We start from the raw sequence: 22,154 nt of genomic DNA, 5'->3' as shown, positions 1-22,154 counted from the left end.
AGATCGTCAAAGCTAGTTCAGCTCTGGTTTAGATGCGGCCCCAAACGGTGCCCGATGGGTTGTCGATCGGAACGCCAACTGAGTTGCCATATTCGGTCCACGAGCCGTCGTAATTCTTCACTTCGTAGCCAAGGATACGCGAGAGAACGAACCAGGTGTGGCTCGAACGTTCGCCAATGCGGCAGTAGGTGATGATCGGCTTGGAGCCGTCGATGCCGATAGCCGCGAAAGCTGCCTTGAGGTCTTCAGTCGATTTGAAGCGACCGTCTTCCTGCACAGCGCCGCCCCATGGGAAGTTCACTGCACCAGGGATGTGACCGGCGCGGACGGAGAGTTCCTGCACGCCTTCCGGAGCGAAGATTTCACCCGAGAATTCCTTTGGACCGCGAATGTCGACCAGCGACACGTCGGCGCCACCTTCCACAACCTCGAGAACGTCAACGAGGCGCGCACGGATAGGAGCCGCTTCTTCTGGCAGGTCGATGGTTGAAGCTGCGTATTCTGGGGTTGCAGTGTCGAGCGGCAGGCCCTGTGCTTCCCAGTACTTACGGCCGCCGTCGAGCAGCTTTACGTCGTGGATGCCGTGGATATCAAACACCCAAGCGCCCCAAGCTGCGAACCAGTTGTTGTTGTCCCCATAGAGAACAACGGTGGTGTCTTCGGTCACGCCAGCCTGCTGCAGGATGGCTTCCAAGCCTTCGCTCGAAACGATGTCGCGACGAACGGTGTCCACGAGATCCGTGTGCCACGACAGGTTCAACGCACCCGGAATATGGCCGCGCTCATAAACGCCAGTATCAACGCTGACTTCAAAGATGCGCACGTTTGGATTGCTGATGTTTTCTTGAACCCACTCAGCAGTGACCAGCGGGCTGGCGTCGTCTGCGAGGGCGGGAGTGGCAACCAATGCAACACTGACTGCTGCGGTGGTCAGTAGTCGGGAAAATTTTGTCATTCTCTCGTCCTGATGAGCTCGGCGTATCTGCCGCGTTGACCCAATCATGGCCTTTTCGGGGCATAATTTTCAAAGCACAGGGGTCTAAAAGCGTGTTCAGGAGAATAAAATTCCGCTCAATCGAGCGTGAGATGAGAGAATAAAACTCTATTGGGTCGCTAGGGTCTGAGGATCAGGGTTTTCGCGGCCGTCCCGTGCGCGCCAGCAAGATGACCGGCAATATCCCTATCGCTACTAATAAAATTGCCGCTAACGAGGCATCTTCATATGTGCCGCGTGCGGCCTCGCCATAGAGTAGTGTTGCGAGCGTTTCAAAATTGAGCGGTCGCAGCAGCAGCGTGGCTGGTAATTCTTTCATGCAATCGACGAACACCAAAAGTGCCGCCGCGATCAGCGCTGTGCGTGACAGGGGCAGATGCACTCTGAGCAGCGTGCCAGATGCACTGTGGCCCAAGGTGCGCGCAGCATGATCATAAGAGAGCGGAATGCGCGACAGTCCTGCCTCGATCCCGCCTGTCGAAATCGCGAGGAACCGCGCGCTATAGGCATAGAGGAGTGCCGCGCCTGATCCCAAGAGAAGGAGGCCAGAGGACAGGCCGAAGTTGGCGCGCAAAAAGCCGTCGAGCGTTCTGTCGAAAGCGGCGACAGGGACCAGAATGCCAATGGCGAGAACGGTCCCCGGTACGGCATAGCCCAGCGTCGCGATGCGCGAAAAGCCCTGCGTCACCGGTCCGCTGCGGACCCGCGCTGCATAAGCCACGGCAAAGCCGAGGGATAGAATGAGCACAGTCGCCAGCGATGAAATCGTCACCGTGTTCACCGTCGCGCGCAATAGGCTTGGCGAGAACCCGGCAAAATCCAGGCGCTTGATTGCTGATGATATCAGATAAATCGCTGGTCCCGCAAAGCCGATGAGGATTGGGGTTAGGCCAAGGCAAAGCGCCAGAACTGCCTGCCAGCCGCGTAGTTTCTGCGCTGGCATGGGGCGAGCCCGTTGCGCATTGCTCGCATAGCGTTGGTTTCGTCTCGCCCAGCGCTCAAGAACCAGCAGCAACAGCACGAGGGTGAGCATCGCGGTGGCGATTTGTGCCGCGCCAGCCAAATCGGTGCGCACAATCCACGTTGTATAGACCGAAGCCGTCAGCGTGCGGACGCCAAGAAACTGGCTCGCCCCCACATCGTTGAGCACTTCCATAAGCGTTAGCGCTACACCCACAGCGATGGCGGGGCGGGCGAGGGGCAAGGCCACACGCCAAAACACCATGTTTCGGCTGACCCCTAAGGTGCGCGACACCTCCACAAGGTTTGCGGCTTGGGTCAGAAACATCGCCCGGGTCGTGAGATAAACATAGGGGTAGAGCACGAAGCCAAAAACGAGGATGGCGCCCCACATCGAGCGAATATCGGGCAGACGGAATTGACGGGGCGAGGAATAGCCCAAGACCCATCGTATCGTGCCTTGTACCGGCCCGAGCGGGTTTAAAATGTCGAGATAGGCATAGGCCATAATATAGGTCGGAACGGCGAGGGGCAGGAGCAGCGCCCATTCCAGCACGCCGCGGCCTTTAAACTCGTAGGCCGAGACGATCCAAGCCGCGCCCGTGCCCACCAGCGTCGCGATAATGCCGGTACCGAGCAGCAGAACGCCGGTGTTCCAGGCTGATTGGGGCAGCACGTTGACCAGCACATGGCCCCACAGATCGCCCGTGTCGGCGCTCGCGGTGAAGACAATGACGAGGATTGGCACAAACACCAAAACCGCGGTGGCAGCAGCCACGGCGGTCCATGCAGAGATTGGGTTTCTGGTGCGCGCCAAAGGCGCGTTGGCCGCCATGGTCATGATGGGAAACGGTGCGGCGGGAACGAGCCGCCGCACCGAACAGTGTTAGTTTGAGAAGGTGTCGAAGTTCACTTCATCCACAAGTTCGCTGGCGCGCTTGCGGAACGGAAGGATGTCGCTCAGCGCGAGACTATCTGGTGTCAGCGTGCCGAAAGCGGCGATGATCGGATGGACTTCAGCCGAAGCATTGACTGGATATTCAAAATTGGCTTCGGCGTAGATCTTCTGCGCTGCTGGCGACACTAGATATTCCAGCAGCTTAACGGCCTGATCCTTGTTCGGTGCGTGCTTGGCAACAGCAGCGCCCGAGATGTTCACCAAAGTACCGCCGTTTTCAAAGGTCGGAAGAATGACCTTGATCGCATCGGCCCAGGCCTTTTGTTCGTCGCCACCAGCGCCCGAAGCCATCAGCCCAACATAGTAGGAATTGGCCAGCGCGATGTCGCAAATCCCGGCTGCAATGTCGCGTGCGCCGTCACGGTCGCCGCCTGCTGCTGCACGGGCCTGATTGGCCTTGATGCCTTCCAGCCAGGTCTTGGTTGCCTCTTCACCATGCTTGGCGAGATAGGCTGCAAACGTCGCTGTATTATAAGGGTGCTGGCCCGAACGGATGCACAGGCGACCCTTCCACTCTTCATCGGCCAATTGCTCGTAAGTAATCGCGTCGAGATCAAGGTCCTTGGCCGCGTAGACAACGCGGGCGCGAGACGACAGGGCAAACCAATTACCATCCTTGTCGCGCAGCGTTTCTGGGATCGCTGCCGAAAGCACGTCTGACTGGATCGGCTGGGTGAGGCCCGCATCAACGAGGTCGATGAGGTTGCCGAAGTCGACGGTCATCAGAATATCGGCGGGCGAGCTTTCGCCTTCAGCTTTCGCGCGTTCGATGATCCCGTCCTGCAGGAACACGGTGTTGACCGTCACGCCGGTTTCGGCCGTGAAGGCATCGAGCAAAGGCTGCACCAAGCCTGGCTCGCGGGTGGTGTAAATGTTGAGTTCTTCGGCAAATGCAGGAACTGCGACGCCAAGCGCGAGTGCGCTGGTCGCAAAGATGATCTTGTGAAGCGATGCCATGGTGTTTCCCTTGTGGCTGACTCAAACAAGCGCGCCGTCGACGGAGAATTCTGCGCCCATGGCCGGGCAATAAGCTAAGTGGAATTATTGAGTCAAGAAATATAGATTTGAATTAGAATAGTTCTAAACCACAGCGGTTTCTCAAGAATACTATGATGAGAATATCGATCACGGAGAAAAGATCAATATTTCGTCTTCAGAGACATTTAGCTTGGCTGTGTGTCCGGGGTGCAATTTATAGCGCTGACTGGTGCGAATCAAAATGGGTTCGGATAATTCTGGAACGGCAATGCGCCATTCTTCGATTTCGCCCAAAACGGCATGGCTAAGAATAGTGGCGTTGATTCCGTCGGCCCCAAAACTGAGCGCGCGCGGCCGGATGAATATCTCGCTGATCGCGTCTGGCTTATCGGGTGCAGGGAAGCGCCCGAGTGCTGTGTCGAGCCATTGCCCATTGCGGGTGGCCGGAATGCGGTTCATCCGGCTAAAGAACTCGGCCGTATAGGCGCTCTTTGGCGCGTTGAACAATTCGCTGCCGCGGCCGGCCTCTACGACCTTGCCCTCGCGCATCAGAACAATACGATCGCCAACCGCCAAGGCTTCTTCCGGGTCGTGGGTGACGATGATCGCGGTGGTGTTGAGCTCGCGCAGCAGCGCCACAACTTCCCCGCGCAAGGTGTCACGCAGTCCACGGTCGAGGTTGGAGAAGGGCTCGTCCATCAACAGCACATGCGGGCGGGGGGCCAATGCTCTTGCAAGGGCAATGCGCTGCTGCTCACCGCCCGATAGCATATGCGGATAGCGCTCAAGCAAATGGTCAATGCCAAGCCTAGAGGACAACTCGTCCACGCGTATGCTGGCTTCCTGCTTCGCGAGTTTTCTCAGGCCGAAGGCAATGTTCTGACGCGCTGTCAGGTGCGGGAATAGAGCATAATCCTGCAACATATAGCCAATCCGCCGATGCTCTGGTTCGACAAACCTGTGGGGGGCAAAAACCAGCGTCTCGTCGATTGCAATTGTCCCTGCATGAGGCGTTTCGACACCGGCAATAGCGCGCAGCAGAGTAGACTTGCCGCAGCCCGAATGTCCCAAAAGACAAATGATCTCGCCATCCATAACAGCGAGATCCACGCCATGAAGCGCAACGACATCGCCGAAGTGCAGATGGATATCTTCGAGTTTTAAAACAGTGCGCCGTGCGGTCATTGCTGCATCAACCATTCGGGCTTTGATCATGTCAATGTTTTGCATGACTTGTATGGTATGTTTGCTCGCGAAAGTGTGGGCTTCTACTTCGTTTTACTCATCGCGTTTCAGCGCGCGAGTGCCTTCGTATCTGGCTGATTTTGATCAACTTTCTGTGTTCAGCGAGAATTGTGCGTTTACTCGCTGATGAGGCAAGTTTGACGCAAGGTTGCCGGTGCAATTTCACAGCACTCGATCCCTCCTCGAGACGCGAACAAGGAATTGAAAATGAAGAAGATCGCATCCGCTCTCCTCGCCGTTGCTCTGGTTGCTGGCGTCACCGCGCCGACTTTCGCGCAGGCCACCACCCACGGTTGCACTTTCAAGGAAGCATCGTTCTGCGAAGCTAAGTCGATCCCGAACACCGACGACTAATCAAAATTCGGCAGCAATTGCTGTAGAATAACAAAAGTCGGCTTCTGGATTTCCGGAAGTCGGCTTTTTGCGTGAGGTCGGGCATGAAGATTCTTTTCGTTGAAGACGAACCGGAAATGGCCAAATTGGTCCGTGCCGCGCTCACAAAGTCTGGTTTCGTGACCGATTGGGCGCCCTCTCTGGCGACCGCCTCCGAAACCATTCAAAGCACGCGGTATGATCTCGTCGTGCTCGATCGGTCTTTGGGGGATGGCGAAGGCACCAGCCTCATCCCCGTTGTCCGCAAGCTCTACCCGTCCATGCCCGTTCTGGTCCTGTCAGCGCATGGCACGGCCTCCGACAAGGTTGAGGGGCTCAATCTTGGTGCCGACGACTACCTTGCCAAGCCCTTTATGGTCGATGAGTTGATCGCCCGCGTCCGCGCTTTGCTGCGTCGCCCCCGCGATGTCGTCACCGAAGCCTTTGCCTTGGGTAATGTCGAAGTCGATGTCACCCTCGGGCAGGTTAGTGTCAACGGCCAGCCGCTAGAGGTGCCGCGCCGCGAATTGTTGCTTTTGGAAAGCCTTATCCGTCGCTCGGGGCGCACCGTCCGCCGCAGCCTCATTGAAGAAGAGGTTTATGGCTTTGACGACGAGGTGCAGGCCAATGCACTCGAGCCCCATGTCTCGCGCTTGCGCAAGCGCTTGGCCGATGCTGGCGCGACAGCCACGCTCCACACTGTGCGCGGGGTCGGGTACATTCTGCAGGCTCAATCATGATGGACCGCAAATCTCCCTCTCTTGGCCGCAAGCTCACGGGCAAGATGATTGTCGTGCAGTTGTTTTCGCTCGCCCTGTTCTTCGGTGTGGGCGTTTTCCCGCTGGTCATTTACCCCATCGTCAGCCAGGCCGGCACAGCGCGGGCCATTGACCCCAGTGTTTCGAGCACGCTCGCGGCGAGTTTCGCTCAAGTCCAAGATGGCGAAATCGTCATACGGCCAAGCCCGGAGGTTCGCGACCTCTTCGTCAACAATCCCGACATGTATGTTTATGCGGTAAGTGATAGCGGAGCGACTCTGACACTCGGTGCCGTACCGGCGAGCGCGGAGCCGCTTATTGCTAACCTGTCTCAGGTCACCATTTTGGATCTGCGCACCAAGGACGCCAGTGGGCGTTTCTTTGTCCGCACCGAAAACTCCAGCGTTGGGCCAGTTCATGTGCTCATCGGCAATGGCCCGACGGTCAGTGTTGTTGGCCTTTTGCGCAATGCCACCATTCTTCTCGCCTTCAGTATTTGGCTCGTACTCACGCTCGTGACCGTCATTGCCATTCCGCTCATTGTTCGGCGCGAGCTGCGCGGGGTGAAGCTGCTGGCAGAGGACGCCAGCCAGATCAATTACGAAAACCGGGGTGATCGTCTGCGTGAAACCGGCGTTCCGAGCGAACTGCTGCCGCTGGTGAAGGCCGTCAACGCGACCCTGGCGCGTCTCGATATGAGTTACGCTGGCCGCCAAAAATTCCTCGCCGCCGCTGCGCATGAAGTGCGCACGCCAATCGCCATTCTGCAAATGCGGCTAGAAAACAGCGATGTCTTCCCGGAGCGGCAGAACCTCCTGTTGGACGTGGCCCGCCTCGCCACACTTGCCGAGCAATTGCTCGAGGTGCAGCGCCTCGGCATCGTCAAAGGCGTCTTGGCGCCACTCGATTTGCGTGAGATCGCTGAGCTGGTTGTCGAAGAAATGGCGCCGCTTGCGCTCAAGTCTGGCTATGATTTGGGACTCGATATCGGTGACGCTCCGGTCATCGTCACCGGCGACAATCGCTCACTGCATCACGCCCTTGCCAATCTCGTCCAGAATGCCATCGCCCATAGTGGCGGGGCTGGAGCAATCCTGGTCCGCGTCGGGACAGATCGCACCATTTCGGTCACGGACGAAGGGGAGGGGATCCCCGCTGAAGCGCGCGAGCGTATCTTTGAGCCCTTTGAACGCCTCCACCGCGCCGGTCGCGGAACAGGGCTGGGACTCAATCTGGTCTACTCGATCATGCACTATCACGGCGGTTCAGTCGTCGTTTCGGATAGCGATAGCGGCGGCGCAAAGTTTGTCCTGCGCTTTCCGGAAAAGTTCGATGAATCGGCCATTCCAAGCATCTAACGCATTGGAAATTCTCATTTTCACTCGATGTTTTCACCGATCTGTTTCGATCAGCTGAATTGGAGCGCAGCGGGAGCTGGTGAAATCCTTCCCCCTAATCCGAAGAATCCACTTGCTTCGAACCGTACCGTACGGTACGCCATCGAACGGATTAACGCCGATGCGTTCGGTCAACGCGTGGAAGGTATGGTCGTGGCACTCGCCATCAAGGTCAACGAAGAGACGTTTACGCCCCGCCAGCAAGCAGTGCTGACGGCCGCGCTCGATCTTCTGGTCGAGAACGGTGACGGGCTGACAATGACAGCCGTGGCGCGCCGCGCCTCGTGCTCGAAGGAAACCCTCTACAAGTGGTTTGGCGACCGCGATGGTCTGCTCACTGCGACAGTGCAATGGCAGGCCGCCAAAGTGCGTATGCCATTCGTTGATCGTAGCCATTTGTCGCTTAAAGCGCTGCGCACCAGCCTTGAGGCTTTTGCGCGCGATCTGCTGATGACCATTATCGGCGAAGTGTCTGTCACGCTCAACCGGACAGCCATTACCCATGCGGCGCAGGAGAAGGATTCTCTGGGCAATATCGTGCTCGAGAACGGTCCTTTGGCCATTCGCCGCCGCCTCAAACCCATTCTGGAAGCTGCGCGTGACGCGCGCCTTCTGCGGTTCACCTCCAGCGAAGAGGCATACCGCACTTTCTTTGGTCTTGTGGTTCGTGATGTGCAGATCCGTCTGCTGCTCGGCGACAAGGCCCTGACCAGCTCCAATGTCGAAGAAAACGTCGAAGCCGACGTTAAAGCTGCGACAGATCAATTCTTGGCCCTTTACGGGGCAAAGGCCAATACATAAACAAACCGCTTTCCGAGGGAGACTCCCAATGCGCGTATATTACGATCGCGACGCCGATCTGAACATCATCAAGGCCAAGAAGGTCGCCATCATTGGTTACGGTTCGCAGGGCCACGCCCACGTTCTGAACCTGCGCGACTCCGGCATCACCGACGTTGTCGTCGGTCTGCGTCCAGGTTCACCATCTGCTGTTAAGGCAGAAGGCGAAGGCCTCAAGGTTATGTCGGTTGCCGACGCGTCCGCATGGGCAGACGTCATCATGCTGCTGACCCCAGATGAACTCCAGGCCGATATCTACAAGAAGGACATCGAGCCAAACATCCGTGACGGTGCAGCTCTTGCTTTCGCACACGGCCTGAACGTTCACTTCAACCTGATCGAACCAAAGTCGACCGTTGACGTGATCATGATCGCGCCAAAGGGCCCAGGCCACACCGTTCGCGGCGAATACGTTAAGGGTGGCGGCGTGCCATGCCTTATCGCTGTTCACCAGGACGCTTCGGGCAATGCACATGACATCGCTCTGGCTTATGCTTCGGGTGTTGGTGGCGGCCGTTCGGGCGTTATCGAAACTAACTTCCGCGAAGAATGCGAAACCGACCTCTTCGGCGAACAGGCAGTTCTCTGCGGTGGTCTGGTTGAGCTGATCCGCGCGGGCTTCGAAACCCTCGTAGAAGCTGGCTACGCACCAGAAATGGCTTACTTCGAGTGCTTGCACGAAGTGAAGCTGATCGTCGACCTGATCTACCAGGGCGGCATCGCGAACATGAACTACTCGATCTCGAACACTGCAGAATGGGGCGAATACGTCACCGGTCCGCGCATCATCACTTCGGAAACCAAGGCCGAAATGAAGCGCGTTCTGCACGACATCCAGTCGGGCAAGTTCACCTCCGAGTGGATGCAGGAAATCAAGTCGGGTGGCGGCGCACGCTTCAAGGCAACCCGTCGTCTGGCTGACGAGCATCCAATCGAAGCAGTTGGTCACCAGCTGCGCGACATGATGCCATGGATCAAGGCCGGCGCACTGGTGGACAAGGCAAAGAACTAATAGAGTTCGAGGGCGGGAGATAAAACTCCCGCCCTTTTTGTATCTTCACTTGGTGCCCATGACCTCCGTATTCCCGATCTCTGCCGTTGATATCCGGTTCAGCCCTGAGAACTGGCCACTGCCGCAGGCCATTCGTGAGGCCGTTGGCGAGACATGGGCCCGGCAGCTTCAGGAAAACCCACATTTGTGGGACGGGCGCATGATCTGCGTTTCTGTTCCGCAAATAGACGGTAATGGCGTCTTGCACGCGACTGCCTATGAAGATGCCTTTTCCGCCTTTATGACCTGGCGCGAGCAGGGCTTCCCGGAGATTGGGCTACGCAATCTCTTTGGCTCTGCGCTGATTATCACCACCGACAATGCCGTTATTCTGGGCGTCATGGGTGCCAACACCGCCAATGCCGGTCGTATCTATCCGCCAGCAGGCTCGCTTGAGCCGCGTGACGTTCTGCCCAACGGATCGATTGATTTGCGGCGCAGCACTGAAATCGAGTTGATGGAAGAGACCGGCCTCTCCTATGCCGATGGTGTTGAGGGAGAAATGGTTGCCGTGTTTGATGGCCCGCGCGTTTCCGTCGCTCGTGCCCTCTACTTTCCGCACACAGCCGAAGACATGCTAGCGACCATTCGCGCCAATCTTGACATGCAAGAAGAGCGCGAGCTGGCCGATGTTGTTGCCGTGCGCAGCAAGGCCGAGCTTGAAGCGTTTGGCGAGCCTCTGCCTTATGTGGCGGCGCTGCTCTGGGCTTTCGAAACCGGCGGCTTTATTCGCCCCTAAAATCCCCTCGCAGTAGAGCAAAAAGCCGCTACAACTGGTGGTGCAAGTCAGCGCGGGGAGTCGCTGGCTGATCGTCTGGAGGGGCGAGATGGCACTACCAAAATTTCCGGTTTCGGGTGGATGTAGCTGCGGGCAAGTCCGCTACACGCTGAGCGCGCCGCCCCTGACCGTCTATAACTGCCACTGCAAAGACTGCCAGCGCGCGTCTGGCTCGTCATGGGGCATGCCGGTCGTTGTTCCGGACGCGAGTTTTTCTGTCACCGGCGAGGTTGTCACCTATCGGCGCACCGCCGACAGCGGCAATATTATTGCCATGAACTTTTGCTCCACCTGCTACAGCTGGCTCTGGAACGATCCGCAAAGCCCCGGTTTCCGCATTGTGCGCGCCGGAACGCTGGATGATATCAGTTGGGCCAAGCCAGTCGGCAATATCTGGACGGATAGCGCTGCGTCTTGGGCGCCCATTGATCCAACACTTGTCAATTTTCCAAAAGGCCCACCGAGCCGCGAACCCCTCATCCAGGCATGGGCGTGGGCGAACGAGGTTTGAATATGATCAAAGACGACGAAATTGCCCTGGTGAAACGGCAGGAACTGGAGCTTGTCCTGCCTGCATTTAACGAAGACGTCGCTTATGCCATTGGCACGGCAATACGCGCCCGCGCGCTGGCGGAAGGCCTAGTCCTCGTCTGCGATATTCGCACTTGGGACCGCCAATTGTTCTTTACGGCGATTGAAGGAACGGGCGCAGACAATGCTGAATGGGTCCGTCGCAAGATCAATTCCGTGCGCCGTTTCCAGCGCGCATCCTACCGCCTCGTGCTCGAACGTGGCGAAGTGCCATTCTCGCCGCAGTCAGGTGCCGATCCCGCTGATTATGTGATTGCGGGCGGAGGTTTCCCGGTTCGCGTACCGGGCGCAGGCATTATTGGTACCATCACGATTTCGGGTCTGCCCGGCCGTAAGGATCACGGCGTCGTCGTTGATGCGCTCTGCGACTATCTGGGCAAGGCGCGCGGTGACTATGCTCTGCCGGAGACTGCAGCGTGAAACGCGATTACCTGCTTCTCGACGTCTTTACCCGCTCGCCTTTGCGCGGCAATCCTCTCGCTGTCCTTACCGATGCCACGGGGTTGTTGGACGACGAGATGCAGGCCATCGCCAAGGAGTTCAATCTCTCCGAAACGGTGTTTTTCCTCAAACCTGTGTCTGAGCGGAATGCGGCCTCAATCCGCATTTTCACGCCCACGCAGGAGTTGCCTTTTGCCGGGCATCCGACCGTTGGCGCCGCTGTGGTTCTCGGCCTCAACGGTCGGGGCGGGGTGGTTCGGATTGAGGAGCAGATAGGGCTCGTTTCAGCTCTCGTCGAAAAGATCGACCACCGCACGGGCTCCGCGCGCTTTACCCTGCCGAAGTTTCCCGAGTTTGTCGGCGATCTCCCCGATACGCTCACCATCGCCCAGGCGCTAGGTCTTGAGCCGGAGGATATCGGTTGCGAGTTCTATAAGCCTGCAGGCTACTCGGCGGGTAATCCCTTCCACCTCATTCCGGTGCGCAGCACGGAAGTGCTCAAGCGCATCAAACCCAATGCGCTGATCTGGGAGAAGGCTTTCCCCTTCGCGCGGAACTCGGCCTATATTTTCACCCTCACTCCCAACGAACCCGGCGTCGACATCGCCGCGCGCATGTTCAACGCTCGCCTCGAGGACCCCGGCACAGGCTCCGCCGCTGCCGCTCTCATCGGCATGTTGGCCACACAGCTCGGAGACAATGAGCATGCTGATTATGCTCTGCGCCAGGGCCATGAAATGGGCCGGCCGTGTCGAATGACCATCCACATTAAGAAAGAGGCTGGGGCACTGACCCACGCGGCCATCGGTGGCGACGCGGTGATCATCGCCTCCGGCACACTGGAGCTTTAGGGGAGGGGCTGAATTCGCCTCTCTATTGCAACGCACAGGGAGATGAACATGGCGATATCCGCAAGCACCATACGCTTGGCGACGGCCGACGATCTTGCGGGTCTTGCCATCCTCTATCGCCAGCTGCATCCCGATGACCCTGTGCTGCGCGCAGATACGCTTAAGGCAAATCTGGCGCGGTTTGCCGCCATGTCGGGCAGTGGCGTGTTCATCGCCTTGGTCGACACCCAGGTCGTCGCCACCGTAACCGTCGTGATCGTACCGAATCTCACCCGAGGTGGTCGCCCGTTCGCTTTGCTTGAAAACGTCGTCACTCACGCCGATTTCCGCAAGCAGGGGTTTGGTCGACACCTCCTCAGCACCGTCATCGACCACGCCTGGCTCGCCGACTGCTACAAGATCATGCTGCTCACCGGCTCAGCAAAGCCCGAAGTCCTCGGTTTCTATGCCAATTGCGGCTTTGCCAATACAAAAACCGGCTTTGAAATGCGCAGGGTCAGCAAACGGCAAGAATAACCCAGTTCATAAAATCTTCCTGATCCGGCTCGTTATTTTTCAAGCCTCTCTGCTGCTAATCGAACGCATTTTGTCACATTGGTCTTGCAACGTGCTTTCAGTTCGCGCATTGTTGGAATTATCAGAAGCCGTACTCTTGGGTACTCGTATGCAGCGCAACCGCGCCAAAGCCATTGCAGTCGCTCAGCAGCAGGTCAACCAGACCAAGCTCGCGATTGTTGCTGCGCTGTCGCTGCTTCCACTACTTCTCCTCCTTCTTATCAGCCCCTGATAACCGACAGCTCGATTTTGCGAGCGGGTGGTCAGGGGAGTGCGCATCTTAAACCGAACAGAGATTTTGTCCGGTCCAGTGAGCCTTTGCGCCCGGGCCGATAAGAAAGAGACTAGTATGACCGCTGCAACCAATTCCAATAAAGAACGTGTCTTCATCTTTGACACCACCCTGCGTGATGGTGAGCAGTCGCCCGGCGCGACGATGACGCTGGAAGAAAAGCTGCAGGTTGCTGAAACTCTGGACGAAATGGGCGTCGACATTATCGAAGCCGGTTTCCCAATTGCCTCGAACGGTGACTTTGAAGCCGTTGTCGCCGTTGCCAAGCACGTCAAGAACGCGCGCGTTGCAGGTCTGGCTCGCGCCATCACCGCCGACATTGATCGCGCCGCTGAAGCTGTGCGCCACGCCAATGCTGGCCGTATCCATACCTTCGTTTCGACCTCGCCGATCCATCTGGCCCACCAGATGAAGAAGACAGAAGACGAAGTGATCGAGATCATTGCGCGTACCGTGGCGCAGGCTCGCAACCTCATCGACGACGTCGAGTGGTCCGCAATGGACGCGACCCGCACGCCAATTGAATTCCTGATGCGCTGCGTCGACACCGCCATCCGTGCTGGTGCGACCACCATCAACCTGCCGGATACGGTTGGTTACGCTGTGCCGGACGAACATTTCCGCATGTTCAAGACCGTCATCGAAGGCGTGCCGAACTCGGATAAGGCGATCTTCTCGGTTCACTGCCATAACGATCTGGGCATGGCTGTTGCCAATTCGCTCGCCGGTGTTGCCGGTGGCGCGCGTCAGATTGAATGCACGATCAACGGCTTGGGCGAACGTGCTGGTAATGCGGCCTTGGAAGAAGTCGTCATGGCGCTGCGCACTCGCGGCGACGCGATGCCGTTCTATTCCGAAATCGAAACCACACACCTCTCGCGCGCCAGCCGTATTGTGGCAGCCGCTGCGAATTTCCCGGTTCAGTATAACAAGGCCATCGTCGGCAAGAACGCCTTCGCCCATGAGAGCGGCATCCACCAGGACGGCATGCTCAAGAATGCTGAAACCTATGAAATCATGACCCCGGCGAGCGTCGGCATCAAGGAAACCACCTTGGTCATGGGCAAGCATTCGGGCCGCGCTGCGTTCAAGGATAAGCTCAAGGAATTGGGCTACGAGCTGGGCGACAATGCCTTCCAAGAAGCCTTCCAGCGCTTCAAGGATCTGGCTGACCGCAAGAAGCACGTTTACGACGCTGACCTTGTAGCGCTGGTTGATGACGAAGTCGGTTCGGCTGGCGATCGCATCAAGCTGGTTGATCTCGAAGTCATCTCCAAGACCGGCGGCATTCACAAGTGCAATTTGACCGTCACCATTGAGGGCGAAGAAAAGTCCGTGACCTATGAAGGCACGGGCTCGGTTGACGCGATCTTCAACGCCATCAAGTTGGCCGCAGACGCTAACCCGCATCTGGTTCTCTATGCGGTCGACGGCGTAACCGGGGGCACCGATGCGCAGGCATCGGCCCACGTTCGCCTCGAAATGAACGGCCGTATCGCCTCGGGCAATGCTGCCGAGCCTGATACTCTGGTGGCTTCGGCCCGCGCTTATCTCAACGCACTCAACCGTGTTGTCATCGAGCGTGGTGCTGCCGCACAAGGCGCGCTGGCAGGCTAATCGGTTTTAAACACGCAAGTGTCATTATGGGCCTCGGCGATAAGCCGGGGCCTTTTGTTTTGCGCACTTGCACTGAGCTGTCGAAACTGGTCTAGCCGGTCACTCGGGTGATGATGGAGTGTTGATGCTCAAACGTGCAGAATTCCGCGGCGCCATGCTGGCGCTAGGTTTGGTTGTGCTCGGTCTGCTCGGGTTGATCTGGTATTTGCCGGGCCTGCCGGGCGAGCTCTTGCTCCAAACCCTGCGCTTTCACATCCTCGGGCTCGGCGCGATTTTCGCCATCGGCGCGATGATCGCTGGCGCGCGTCTGCGCGGCACACTCCTGCTTTTCATCATGATCGCCGGTGCCGTTCACAGCGTCACCTATGTCCGCGACTACCTCGGGCGTCGTCCGCCGATTTATGAAGCGCCCAAAGCAGAATTCTCGCTGGTCTCGTTCAATGTCTTGTTTGACAATCCCACGCCTTCCAAGCTGGTGGATGGCATTCTGGCCAACCCGCCCGATGTTGCACTGATCTTGGAGAGCCCCGGCATCAGCCATCAGTTTGATCGGCTCAAGCGCGCCTTGCCCTATAGCGTCGGCTGCGAAGAGGGGAAGGCGTGCGATATATCGCTTCACTCCGCTTTGCCGATGGCAAATGCCCGTGTGCAGCGCTTGCCCCCATTCTCCCGCGATCGTCTCGTCTCTGCCGAACTGACGCTCAATGGCGAGACCGTCACCATTGTCGGCGTACACCTCTCCAAACCCTATTTTGATGGGGCCTCCTGGGTTGAGCTTCAGGCCGTCGGCGAGTTCCTCAAGACCATCGAAGGCCCAGTCGTCATGGCTGGCGATTTTAATACCGCCCCTTGGTCCGATCCGCTGGCCACGCTGGCCGCCAATCAAGGCCTTGCAATCGGCGGCTGGCCCTCGGCCACTTGGCCCGTCAATCTCGGGCTGCTCGGCGTGCCAATCGACAACGTCTTCTCGCGCGGCAATGCGCGTATAAAAACCCTAGAGGCGGGTGATCCTCTAGGGTCCAATCATTTGCCGTTGCGCGCAGAAATCAGTCTTTACGCGTCGCCCTGAGCCTGCTTGAGCGCAATGGGTAGCGCTGCAGCGAAAATATCCATCTCGCGCTCAGGCCCACAGCTAACGCGGATACACCGGTCATGCCCCGGCGATCCGGGCTTGCGGATAAACACGCCCTGTTCGGCCAGCGCGTCGAGCACGGCCTTGGCAAACGCGCCATCGCGCTTGCAATCAATGGTCACGAAATTGGTCGCCGATGGAATGGGCTCTAGCCCGTGTTCTCTGGCGATGGCGTAAAGACGCTCACGCGACGCATCAATCGAGTTTAGCGCCCATTGCAAGTGTGCTTCGTCCTGCAGCGCAGTGAGGGCCGCCGCTTGGGTCAGGCGGGTAATACCAAAATGGTTGCGGATGCGGTTGAAGGCGCGGGTTAGGCGCGCATTGCCAATGGCATAGCCACAGCGCATCCCAGCCAGGCCATAGGCTTTCGAGAAGGTTCGCATGCGCAAGACATTGGGGCGCGACGTGTCGATGGCGGGCATTGTGCCTTCGGGCGCGCATTCGCCATAGGCTTCATCGAGCACGATGATGCAGTCTTCCGGCACAGCATCAATAAATGCCTGAATGGTCTCGGCGGGCCACCAGGTTCCCATCGGATTGTCCGGATTGGCGAGATAGACCATTTTCGCGCCCACTTCGCGGGCCTTTGAGGCCAAGGCGATTGGATCTTCATGGTCGCGCATATAGGGGACGTAGTGCAAATCCCCGCCATAGCCCGACACATGATAAATAAACGTCGGATAGCCACCCGCCGCCATAACCACCTTATCGCCCGGTGCGATAAACAGGCGAACGACCCAGCTCATCAGCCCGTCAATGCCCTCACCAATGGTGATCTCATCTGGCGAGACCCCGAACTTGGCGGCGAGAGCATGCTGCAGCTCAAAATTCTCTGGGTCGCCATAAGACCAAACACTGTCGGCATTGTCGCGAATGGCTTGCAGCGCTTTTGGGCTCGGGCCAAAGACAGATTCATTGGCGCCGATACGCGCGCGCGTCTTAATTCCGGTCCGCCGCTCAATCGCTTCGGGCCCGACAAAGGGTACAGTTTCGGGCAGAGTATCGACCACTGCGGTGAATGGCGGGACGGGCACAGGGCTATTCCTTCGTACGAATCGTCCCCCAGTCTACCCTCAGGCAAGCCACCCCGACCCCAGGTTTTTCGTCGCTGTTCTCTTCACCTGGCCCCATTGGGGGCTTCGCAGCGTGAAGAGATCGCTCCGGTGGACCGATCTTAGCGGAGAAGGCCGTGAGAGCTACGCTCGAATGGCTTGGTCGACGCGTCGCGTCGGGTGAGGGGCCCACCACACCTCCAACCACACCCTAAACCCCTGAAATATCACAGGTCAAAACGCACCCCAAAACCACACCTCTCGCCCCCGTGATTAAACTCATCCGTATCGACAAATTTTACATACCCACAGCACTTTACTGGAATCTGTCGCATTTGACTTAATCTGCGTCGGACAGTGCAACAGCGCTGCAACTTGGGTCAGGCAAATTCGCGCCTGTTTCAACCAGTGTCTTCTCCAAAACTCATTGCGGAGCCTCCTATGCAATCATCGCACCTGCTCGCACGTGACTACCTGTTGCGCGCCGTGTCCATTCTCGAGGGGGATGACGACCGGACTGAGGAGATTCGATACATCATCGCGCGCACGGTAACGTTGTTGGAAGATCAGCAGGCGCAGCTGTCCACCTTCGGCGCCAATGTCGTTGAAATGTCAGACTATTCCTATCTGCGGTGCCGAAAAGCACAGCCTGCCTAACTCTCAGCAAAGTTATACACATCCAGCATTTTTCACGCTGGACAGTCGGAAACTCGCTTGTTACATAGCACCCACTTTGGTGACGGCGGTTCACACCGCCTTCGGGTGCATAGCTCAGATGGTAGAGCAGCTGACTCTTAATCAGCGGGTCCAAGGTTCGAGCCCTTGTGCACCCACCAAAGTCTAAATCTCTTCATTGAGGTTTTGTTTCTTGGCTCCGGCCAAACCCTTTCGGGTGCATAGCTCAGATGGTAGAGCAGCTGACTCTTAATCAGCGGGTCCAAGGTTCGAGCCCTTGTGCACCCACCAAGGTTTTCTAACCTCGGTGGTCCGAATACGAAGGGATGAGAAATCATCCAAACCCTTACGGGTGCATAGCTCAGATGGTAGAGCAGCTGACTCTTAATCAGCGGGTCCAAGGTTCGAGCCCTTGTGCACCCACCAAGGTTTTCTAACCTCGGTGGTCAGAATACGAAGGGGTGAGAAATCACCCAAACCCTTACGGGTGCATAGCTCAGATGGTAGAGCAGCTGACTCTTAATCAGCGGGTCCAAGGTTCGAGCCCTTGTGCACCCACCAAGGCCTTCAGGTCTTTGTGGATTTTCTAATCTTAAAATTCTGTTCTGGCCGCACGATAGCCTCTTAATCAAGGCTCTCGGCTCGTCCTATGCGCAAGTGTCATGGCTTGTGTGTGATTTGTGCCTGACAAAGAGCATTCCCAGCTTGGCCGAGCAGGCGTATAGCGCTGCCAATACTCTGGGACAATTTTTCGATGTTTGGCATAGACTCGAGTTTTCTGTCATCGCTCCTACAAGTAATTTTTATCGATCTCGTCCTTGCTGGTGATAACGCGGTGGTCATTGGTTTGGCCGCGGCCGGGCTAGCCTCCGACCTGCGTCGTAAAGCAATTCTCATCGGTATTCTGGCCGCTACGGGACTGCGCATTATTTTTGCGTTGATCACCACCGAGCTTCTCTCTCTGGGCGGAGGCTTGCTCGTTGCTGGGGGCGCGCTGCTGTTCTGGGTTTGCTGGAAAATGTACCGCGAACTCAGTGTTTCCCATCAGGATGAAGTTGAGGCGCATGAAGCCCTCGACAATGCTGATATCAATGCTGACGGACGTGTTGCCGGCAAGGCACCAAAGAAAACCCTTCGGCAGGCGGTGACCCAGATCGTTATCGCCGACGTGTCCATGTCGCTGGACAATGTTTTGGCGGTAGCCGGCGCAGCGCAACATCACATCGAAGCAATGGTCTTTGGTCTGGCGCTTTCCGTAGTGCTCATGGGCGTCGCGGCGTCTTTTATTGCGCGTCTCCTGCACAAGTTCCGCTGGATCGCTTGGGTTGGTCTACTCATCATTCTCTTTGTCGCCGTTCGGATGTTGCTCGAGGGCGTTGGTAGCTTTGTTGCTATTCCGGAAATTCCGTTCCTCTACACGCCGCATGTGGCGGCTGCACATTAAGAGTTGCGAAACGATAGTGAAAAGCTCTCTGGGCTTTCACTGTCGCAGTAGGAATTTAAACATGTGAGCGTTTTATCTTTCGGATGTTGAATGCCGTCCGGAAGATGTTTTTATGTCCGCTGCAGTTAGTTCTGTTGATCGCGTCGAGATGTTGCGTCCGAGCGGCGCGCTTCGGGCGGATACTATCGAGCTGACACGTCGGCTGGTCAGTGCCGATGATTGGGATGCGATCATTTCGGGGTTCGACACGGTCTGTCAGGAGCAGATCTTCGCCTTTGCTCAATTGCGCTGGCCCTCCGTCACTTTGGAGCCCAATCTGTTTTACGTCAGCAATGTGCCGGTTGGTGGTGTGCTGATCATGATTCAGCGCTTGCCCGGTGGGCTATCCTCTATCGCCATAGCCAAGTGGGCGCCGATGATCGCTGACACCCAGCATCCAGAAGCTGATGCAATCTATAGCGCTATGGTGGCAGCGCTGAAGGCCGAATATGCCGATAAGCGCGGGATGTTGGTGTCGATCCTTCCCCATGCCAGCACCGATCCGGACAATGCTGATTATGCTGCACTGCGCGGGGCCGGGTTCAAGCGCGGCTATGCGCTGACCTATCCCGATCGCTATCTTGTAAAACTGCAACTTTCAGAGGCTGAGCTGCGCGCCAGCTTTGATCAAACTTGGCGACGCCAGCTCACCAAGTCTGAGAAAAACAATCTGCGGTTCGAACACGTCCAGCCCGAACAGCTCAGTGCGTTCAAGTCACTCTATGCCGCTATGTCAGAGCGCAAGCTGTTCCCCGATTTTTCCGCCTTTGACACGCTGGATAAGCTCTTCGCGCTCGATCCCGCGCTGCGCCCCGCGCTGTTCTATGTCTACGAGGGGGACGCGCTTGTAGCGGGCGCGGTCATTTTTAAAGCTGGCAAGCGCGCCGTTTATCTCTATGGCGCGACCAATGCTGCGGCGCTGCCTTTGCGCGCGGGCTACTTCCTCCACTTCCACATCATCCAATGGCTGAGCCAGAACACAGATGCCGATTGGTATGATCTCGGTGGGACCGATGGTTTCCTCGGCCTCCATCAGTTCAAAAAAGGGATGGTGGGGTCGCGTGGCGTCATTACCCCGGTCCCTCCCGTGGTCAATTATGCCTCTAACCCTCTGGCCTATGCCTTGGGAGTTGGGGCCTTGAGCGCGCGAGAAATGCTTCATCGCCTGCGCCGCACTCTCAGTCGCGCCAACCGCAATATTGCCCAGTCCGATCAACCATTACCGCCCTTGGATCGACAGTTTTCATGAGTTTTGTCGGACGGCTCGCGTCGCAGTCGAGCATTATTTTTGCCAGTCGCCTTGCGGGGGCGGGGCTCACCTTTATCGTCCAGGCGCTGATTGCCCGCGCATGGGGCGCAGCTATCCTCGCCGATTATATGCTCGCCATTGCAGCGGTAAATCTGATTGCCTGCTTCATGCCCCTGGGCTTTCAGACCATCGGCACTTACTTCGTTGCCGAATATGCGGCCAAGCGCGAAACCGGAAAACTCGTCGCCTTTATCAAGCGCGCTTATGCCCATGTCGCGATCTGCTTCGGCATTGTTCTGGTACTGGCGGTTTTGGGGCAGGGCGCGCTGCATCTGCCCATCGTCATTCTGGCCTGTGCCACTGCGGTCAACTACATCAGTGGTGCCGTTCTCGTCGGCCTCAAGCGCCCCTATGCGGGCTATTTCGCCGATAGCCTTTTCCGACCGATGATGGTGGTCGCCACTTTCCTCGTCTGTCTCAACTTCATCGAGCAACCGACCCAAGGCTTCACCACCCTGCTGTGGGCCATTGCCTTCGGTTTTCTGGCGATTGCCGCACTGCAGTTCGCCTATGTTCTTGCGATCCTGCGCAAGCTTCCCATTGCGCTCGAGCCGCCGCAGCCCGAAACCCGCCGCTGGTGGCGCTTTGCCCTGCCTTGGGTGATCATTGGTCTAGCCACCGATTTCTTCTTCGACATCGACCTTCTGCTGCTCTCGACCCAGTTGAGCAAAGAGGATCTGGCGATCTTTGGCGTCGTCAGCCGAATTTTCGTTCTGGTGTCTTTCGGTGTCGCTGCGGTCTATGCCGTCATTCTCCCCGAAATCTTCGAGCGCGAGGCCAATGCCGATCGGGCTGGCTTCTTGCGTAAAGTCGGGGAAGCAAATCTTGCCGCCAGCTTTGCGGCGCTGGTGATGCTGGTCGGGGTCATCATCTTTGGCCCCTTGGCGCTTTCAATCTTTGGTGAAGGTTTTAGCGCTGGCCTGTGGCCCTTGGTCTTGCTGTCGCTGGCCTTGCTGGTGCGCTCGCTCTTGGGCCCGGCCGCCATGGTGCTGTCGATCTATGATCACCCTTGGGCAAGCGTTCCTGCCGTGCTCATCGGCCTATCGGCGCTCGTCTTGGGCAATCTGGCCCTCGTGCCCGCCTATGGCCTCGTCGGCGCGGCCGTTTCGGCGTGCCTCGCCATTAGCCTATGGTCGCTGGTGCTCTGGCTCATCGCTTGGCGGGTCGCCAAGGTCGATGTTTCCATCCGCCAATATTTCGCGCGCTAGCCGCCGACCAACTGCCTGATCTGTTTCTTAAGACGGCCCAAACGCCCCATATAGCCACTGTCATACGGCCCGTCCTGGCGCGTGTAGAACTTCTCGATCAGGAGATAGTCCTCGCCAAAAATGTGCTTTTCCAGCAGCGCCGTTTCCCGATAGCCGTAGCGTTTGAGCAATGCGCGCGCCACGGCATTGTCAGGCCGCACATAGGTATAGGCCTTGTGAAACCGGCCATTGTCCCAATGCTCGTCGAAGGCCCGCATGCCAAACATGCCCAGCTTGGTTTGCCGTGCTTCGGGGAATACCCAAGACCAATAGCGGAAGACTGCGCCGCATTCCGGACCTGAAACCATCGCGCCGCCCGGCACACCGTCGCTGCACATGATCATGATGTGCCACGGGTCAATCGCGAGCAAATTGCGGAGGAAGGTTTTGTCCAGCCGCGCCGCCTCATGGGCTTTGAAACGGTCTGAATAATGGGGTGACTCGTGGATCACCGCAGCCAACTGCCGGTGCACAAGGCCGATATCTGCGGGCGTCGCTGCCCGAATTGTCATCTCAGCCATGAGCCCCCTCCATGGACACGCATCTCGGTGCGTTTCGCCACACTAACAGGTTAGCTG

The 22,154-nt window shown here is 57.6% G+C and carries 23 protein-coding genes and 4 tRNA genes; 21 read left to right on the top strand and 6 right to left on the bottom strand.

All coding sequences use genetic code 11. The annotated features are described in order from the left end of the window. Positions 1 to 28: 28 nt before the first annotated feature. The 4 genes from JHL21_RS04300 to JHL21_RS04285 all read right to left on the bottom strand — a co-directional run bounded on the left by JHL21_RS04300 (position 29) and on the right by JHL21_RS04285 (position 5,105). Entirely contained in the window at positions 29 to 955 is a 927-nt protein-coding gene (locus JHL21_RS04300; RefSeq protein WP_169195188.1) for a sulfurtransferase, read from the bottom strand. Between the two features lie 172 nt (positions 956 to 1,127). Further along, positions 1,128 to 2,789, bottom strand: a complete 1,662-nt coding sequence (locus JHL21_RS04295; protein WP_254081950.1) for an iron ABC transporter permease — start codon at positions 2,787 to 2,789, stop codon at positions 1,128 to 1,130. Positions 2,790 to 2,840: 51 nt separating this feature from the next. Beyond that, positions 2,841 to 3,869, bottom strand: coding sequence for an extracellular solute-binding protein (locus JHL21_RS04290; RefSeq protein ID WP_200212050.1), 1,029 nt, complete (start codon positions 3,867 to 3,869; stop codon positions 2,841 to 2,843). Between the two features lie 168 nt (positions 3,870 to 4,037). Beyond that, on the bottom strand, positions 4,038 to 5,105 hold the full coding sequence (locus JHL21_RS04285; protein WP_254081906.1) for an ABC transporter ATP-binding protein: 1,068 nt from the start codon (positions 5,103 to 5,105) through the stop codon (positions 4,038 to 4,040). Positions 5,106 to 5,342: 237 nt separating this feature from the next. Between JHL21_RS04285 and JHL21_RS04280 the strand changes: the two genes are divergently transcribed. The 13 genes from JHL21_RS04280 (at position 5,343) to JHL21_RS04225 (ending at position 15,747) form a co-directional block, all read left to right on the top strand. Next, positions 5,343 to 5,489 (top strand): hypothetical protein, encoded by a 147-nt coding sequence (locus JHL21_RS04280; protein WP_169195190.1) that lies wholly within the window; start codon positions 5,343 to 5,345, stop codon positions 5,487 to 5,489. An 83-nt stretch (positions 5,490 to 5,572) separates the two neighbouring features. Continuing rightward, positions 5,573 to 6,247, top strand: coding sequence for a response regulator transcription factor (locus JHL21_RS04275; protein WP_200212049.1), 675 nt, complete (start codon positions 5,573 to 5,575; stop codon positions 6,245 to 6,247). Next, positions 6,244 to 7,623 (top strand): HAMP domain-containing sensor histidine kinase, encoded by a 1,380-nt coding sequence (locus JHL21_RS04270; protein ID WP_200212047.1) that lies wholly within the window; start codon positions 6,244 to 6,246, stop codon positions 7,621 to 7,623. The genes JHL21_RS04275 and JHL21_RS04270 overlap by 4 nt, the downstream gene beginning before the upstream one ends. 192 nt (positions 7,624 to 7,815) lie before the next feature. Then, entirely contained in the window at positions 7,816 to 8,463 is a 648-nt protein-coding gene (locus tag JHL21_RS04265) for a TetR/AcrR family transcriptional regulator C-terminal domain-containing protein (protein WP_248306511.1), read from the top strand. 28 nt (positions 8,464 to 8,491) lie between these two features. After that, positions 8,492 to 9,514, top strand: a complete 1,023-nt coding sequence (gene ilvC / locus JHL21_RS04260; RefSeq protein WP_182394074.1) for a ketol-acid reductoisomerase — start codon at positions 8,492 to 8,494, stop codon at positions 9,512 to 9,514. 58 nt (positions 9,515 to 9,572) lie between these two features. Beyond that, positions 9,573 to 10,292 (top strand): hypothetical protein, encoded by a 720-nt coding sequence (locus tag JHL21_RS04255; protein WP_169195196.1) that lies wholly within the window; start codon positions 9,573 to 9,575, stop codon positions 10,290 to 10,292. 88 nt (positions 10,293 to 10,380) lie between these two features. After that, positions 10,381 to 10,842, top strand: a complete 462-nt coding sequence (locus JHL21_RS04250) for a GFA family protein (RefSeq protein ID WP_200212046.1) — start codon at positions 10,381 to 10,383, stop codon at positions 10,840 to 10,842. 2 nt (positions 10,843 to 10,844) lie between these two features. Next, entirely contained in the window at positions 10,845 to 11,342 is a 498-nt protein-coding gene (locus tag JHL21_RS04245; RefSeq protein WP_200212045.1) for a heme-degrading domain-containing protein, read from the top strand. Next, on the top strand, positions 11,339 to 12,214 hold the full coding sequence (locus JHL21_RS04240) for a PhzF family phenazine biosynthesis protein (protein ID WP_200212044.1): 876 nt from the start codon (positions 11,339 to 11,341) through the stop codon (positions 12,212 to 12,214). The genes JHL21_RS04245 and JHL21_RS04240 overlap by 4 nt, the downstream gene beginning before the upstream one ends. 48 nt (positions 12,215 to 12,262) lie before the next feature. After that, complete coding sequence (locus JHL21_RS04235; RefSeq protein ID WP_200212043.1) at positions 12,263 to 12,730, top strand: GNAT family N-acetyltransferase; 468 nt, start codon at positions 12,263 to 12,265, stop codon at positions 12,728 to 12,730. 136 nt (positions 12,731 to 12,866) lie between these two features. Then, positions 12,867 to 13,001, top strand: coding sequence for a hypothetical protein (locus tag JHL21_RS17865; RefSeq protein WP_302052352.1), 135 nt, complete (start codon positions 12,867 to 12,869; stop codon positions 12,999 to 13,001). Between the two features lie 117 nt (positions 13,002 to 13,118). Beyond that, positions 13,119 to 14,678, top strand: a complete 1,560-nt coding sequence (locus JHL21_RS04230) for a 2-isopropylmalate synthase (protein WP_199530925.1) — start codon at positions 13,119 to 13,121, stop codon at positions 14,676 to 14,678. Positions 14,679 to 14,802: 124 nt separating this feature from the next. After that, the gene (locus tag JHL21_RS04225; protein WP_200212042.1) at positions 14,803 to 15,747 is read left to right on the top strand and encodes an endonuclease/exonuclease/phosphatase family protein; all 945 of its coding nucleotides are present in this window, start codon (positions 14,803 to 14,805) and stop codon (positions 15,745 to 15,747) included. Here JHL21_RS04225 and JHL21_RS04220 read toward each other — a convergent pair. Further along, positions 15,732 to 16,844 (bottom strand): pyridoxal phosphate-dependent aminotransferase, encoded by a 1,113-nt coding sequence (locus JHL21_RS04220; RefSeq protein WP_200212041.1) that lies wholly within the window; start codon positions 16,842 to 16,844, stop codon positions 15,732 to 15,734. The genes JHL21_RS04225 and JHL21_RS04220 overlap by 16 nt on opposite strands. 459 nt (positions 16,845 to 17,303) lie before the next feature. Here JHL21_RS04220 and JHL21_RS04215 point away from each other — a divergent pair, with 459 nt between their 5' ends. From JHL21_RS04215 to JHL21_RS04180, 8 genes are all read left to right on the top strand, one after another. Then, positions 17,304 to 17,519 (top strand): hypothetical protein, encoded by a 216-nt coding sequence (locus JHL21_RS04215; RefSeq protein WP_169195205.1) that lies wholly within the window; start codon positions 17,304 to 17,306, stop codon positions 17,517 to 17,519. A gap of 103 nt (positions 17,520 to 17,622) precedes the next feature. Continuing rightward, positions 17,623 to 17,698: transfer RNA gene (locus JHL21_RS04210), tRNA-Lys, on the top strand. A 54-nt stretch (positions 17,699 to 17,752) separates the two neighbouring features. Continuing rightward, a tRNA-Lys gene (locus tag JHL21_RS04205) sits at positions 17,753 to 17,828 on the top strand. A gap of 59 nt (positions 17,829 to 17,887) precedes the next feature. Beyond that, positions 17,888 to 17,963 (top strand) — tRNA-Lys (locus tag JHL21_RS04200). A 59-nt stretch (positions 17,964 to 18,022) separates the two neighbouring features. Then, positions 18,023 to 18,098 (top strand) — tRNA-Lys (locus JHL21_RS04195). A gap of 193 nt (positions 18,099 to 18,291) precedes the next feature. After that, entirely contained in the window at positions 18,292 to 18,981 is a 690-nt protein-coding gene (locus tag JHL21_RS04190; RefSeq protein ID WP_169195206.1) for a YjbE family putative metal transport protein, read from the top strand. A 112-nt stretch (positions 18,982 to 19,093) separates the two neighbouring features. Continuing rightward, complete coding sequence (locus JHL21_RS04185) at positions 19,094 to 20,269, top strand: peptidoglycan bridge formation glycyltransferase FemA/FemB family protein (protein WP_200212040.1); 1,176 nt, start codon at positions 19,094 to 19,096, stop codon at positions 20,267 to 20,269. After that, positions 20,266 to 21,537: an oligosaccharide flippase family protein gene (locus JHL21_RS04180; protein ID WP_200212038.1), complete on the top strand. Its 1,272-nt coding sequence runs from the start codon at positions 20,266 to 20,268 to the stop codon at positions 21,535 to 21,537. Before JHL21_RS04185 ends, JHL21_RS04180 begins: the two co-directional genes overlap by 4 nt. Here the strand turns inward: JHL21_RS04180 and JHL21_RS04175 are convergent. Then, positions 21,534 to 22,097: a hypothetical protein gene (locus JHL21_RS04175; protein ID WP_200212036.1), complete on the bottom strand. Its 564-nt coding sequence runs from the start codon at positions 22,095 to 22,097 to the stop codon at positions 21,534 to 21,536. The two genes, JHL21_RS04180 and JHL21_RS04175, sit on opposite strands and share 4 nt — an antisense overlap. Between the last annotated feature and the right edge of the window lie 57 nt (positions 22,098 to 22,154).

The sequence above is a fragment of the Devosia sp. WQ 349K1 genome (assembly GCF_016595685.1).
Classification (GTDB): domain Bacteria; phylum Pseudomonadota; class Alphaproteobacteria; order Rhizobiales; family Devosiaceae; genus Devosia.
Note: the sequence above shows the minus strand (reverse complement) of the source record. Positions and strands in the feature narration are given on the sequence as shown.

Excerpts from the sequence above, each read along its gene's own strand:
- JHL21_RS04300 (WP_169195188.1), bottom strand. The coding sequence starts at position 955 with ATGACAAAATTTTCCCGACTACTGACCACCGCAGCAGTCAGTGTTGCA.
- JHL21_RS04295 (WP_254081950.1), bottom strand. The coding sequence starts at position 2,789 with ATGGCGGCCAACGCGCCTTTGGCGCGCACCAGAAACCCAATCTCTGCA.
- JHL21_RS04290 (WP_200212050.1), bottom strand. The coding sequence starts at position 3,869 with ATGGCATCGCTTCACAAGATCATCTTTGCGACCAGCGCACTCGCGCTT.
- JHL21_RS04285 (WP_254081906.1), bottom strand. The coding sequence starts at position 5,105 with ATGATCAAAGCCCGAATGGTTGATGCAGCAATGACCGCACGGCGCACT.
- JHL21_RS04280 (WP_169195190.1), top strand. The coding sequence starts at position 5,343 with ATGAAGAAGATCGCATCCGCTCTCCTCGCCGTTGCTCTGGTTGCTGGC.
- JHL21_RS04275 (WP_200212049.1), top strand. The coding sequence starts at position 5,573 with ATGAAGATTCTTTTCGTTGAAGACGAACCGGAAATGGCCAAATTGGTC.
- JHL21_RS04270 (WP_200212047.1), top strand. The coding sequence starts at position 6,244 with ATGATGGACCGCAAATCTCCCTCTCTTGGCCGCAAGCTCACGGGCAAG.
- ilvC (WP_182394074.1), top strand. The coding sequence starts at position 8,492 with ATGCGCGTATATTACGATCGCGACGCCGATCTGAACATCATCAAGGCC.
- JHL21_RS04255 (WP_169195196.1), top strand. The coding sequence starts at position 9,573 with ATGACCTCCGTATTCCCGATCTCTGCCGTTGATATCCGGTTCAGCCCT.
- JHL21_RS04250 (WP_200212046.1), top strand. The coding sequence starts at position 10,381 with ATGGCACTACCAAAATTTCCGGTTTCGGGTGGATGTAGCTGCGGGCAA.
- JHL21_RS04245 (WP_200212045.1), top strand. The coding sequence starts at position 10,845 with ATGATCAAAGACGACGAAATTGCCCTGGTGAAACGGCAGGAACTGGAG.
- JHL21_RS04235 (WP_200212043.1), top strand. The coding sequence starts at position 12,263 with ATGGCGATATCCGCAAGCACCATACGCTTGGCGACGGCCGACGATCTT.
- JHL21_RS04230 (WP_199530925.1), top strand. The coding sequence starts at position 13,119 with ATGACCGCTGCAACCAATTCCAATAAAGAACGTGTCTTCATCTTTGAC.
- JHL21_RS04225 (WP_200212042.1), top strand. The coding sequence starts at position 14,803 with ATGCTCAAACGTGCAGAATTCCGCGGCGCCATGCTGGCGCTAGGTTTG.
- JHL21_RS04215 (WP_169195205.1), top strand. The coding sequence starts at position 17,304 with ATGCAATCATCGCACCTGCTCGCACGTGACTACCTGTTGCGCGCCGTG.
- JHL21_RS04190 (WP_169195206.1), top strand. The coding sequence starts at position 18,292 with ATGTTTGGCATAGACTCGAGTTTTCTGTCATCGCTCCTACAAGTAATT.
- JHL21_RS04185 (WP_200212040.1), top strand. The coding sequence starts at position 19,094 with ATGTCCGCTGCAGTTAGTTCTGTTGATCGCGTCGAGATGTTGCGTCCG.
- JHL21_RS04180 (WP_200212038.1), top strand. The coding sequence starts at position 20,266 with ATGAGTTTTGTCGGACGGCTCGCGTCGCAGTCGAGCATTATTTTTGCC.
- JHL21_RS04175 (WP_200212036.1), bottom strand. The coding sequence starts at position 22,097 with ATGGCTGAGATGACAATTCGGGCAGCGACGCCCGCAGATATCGGCCTT.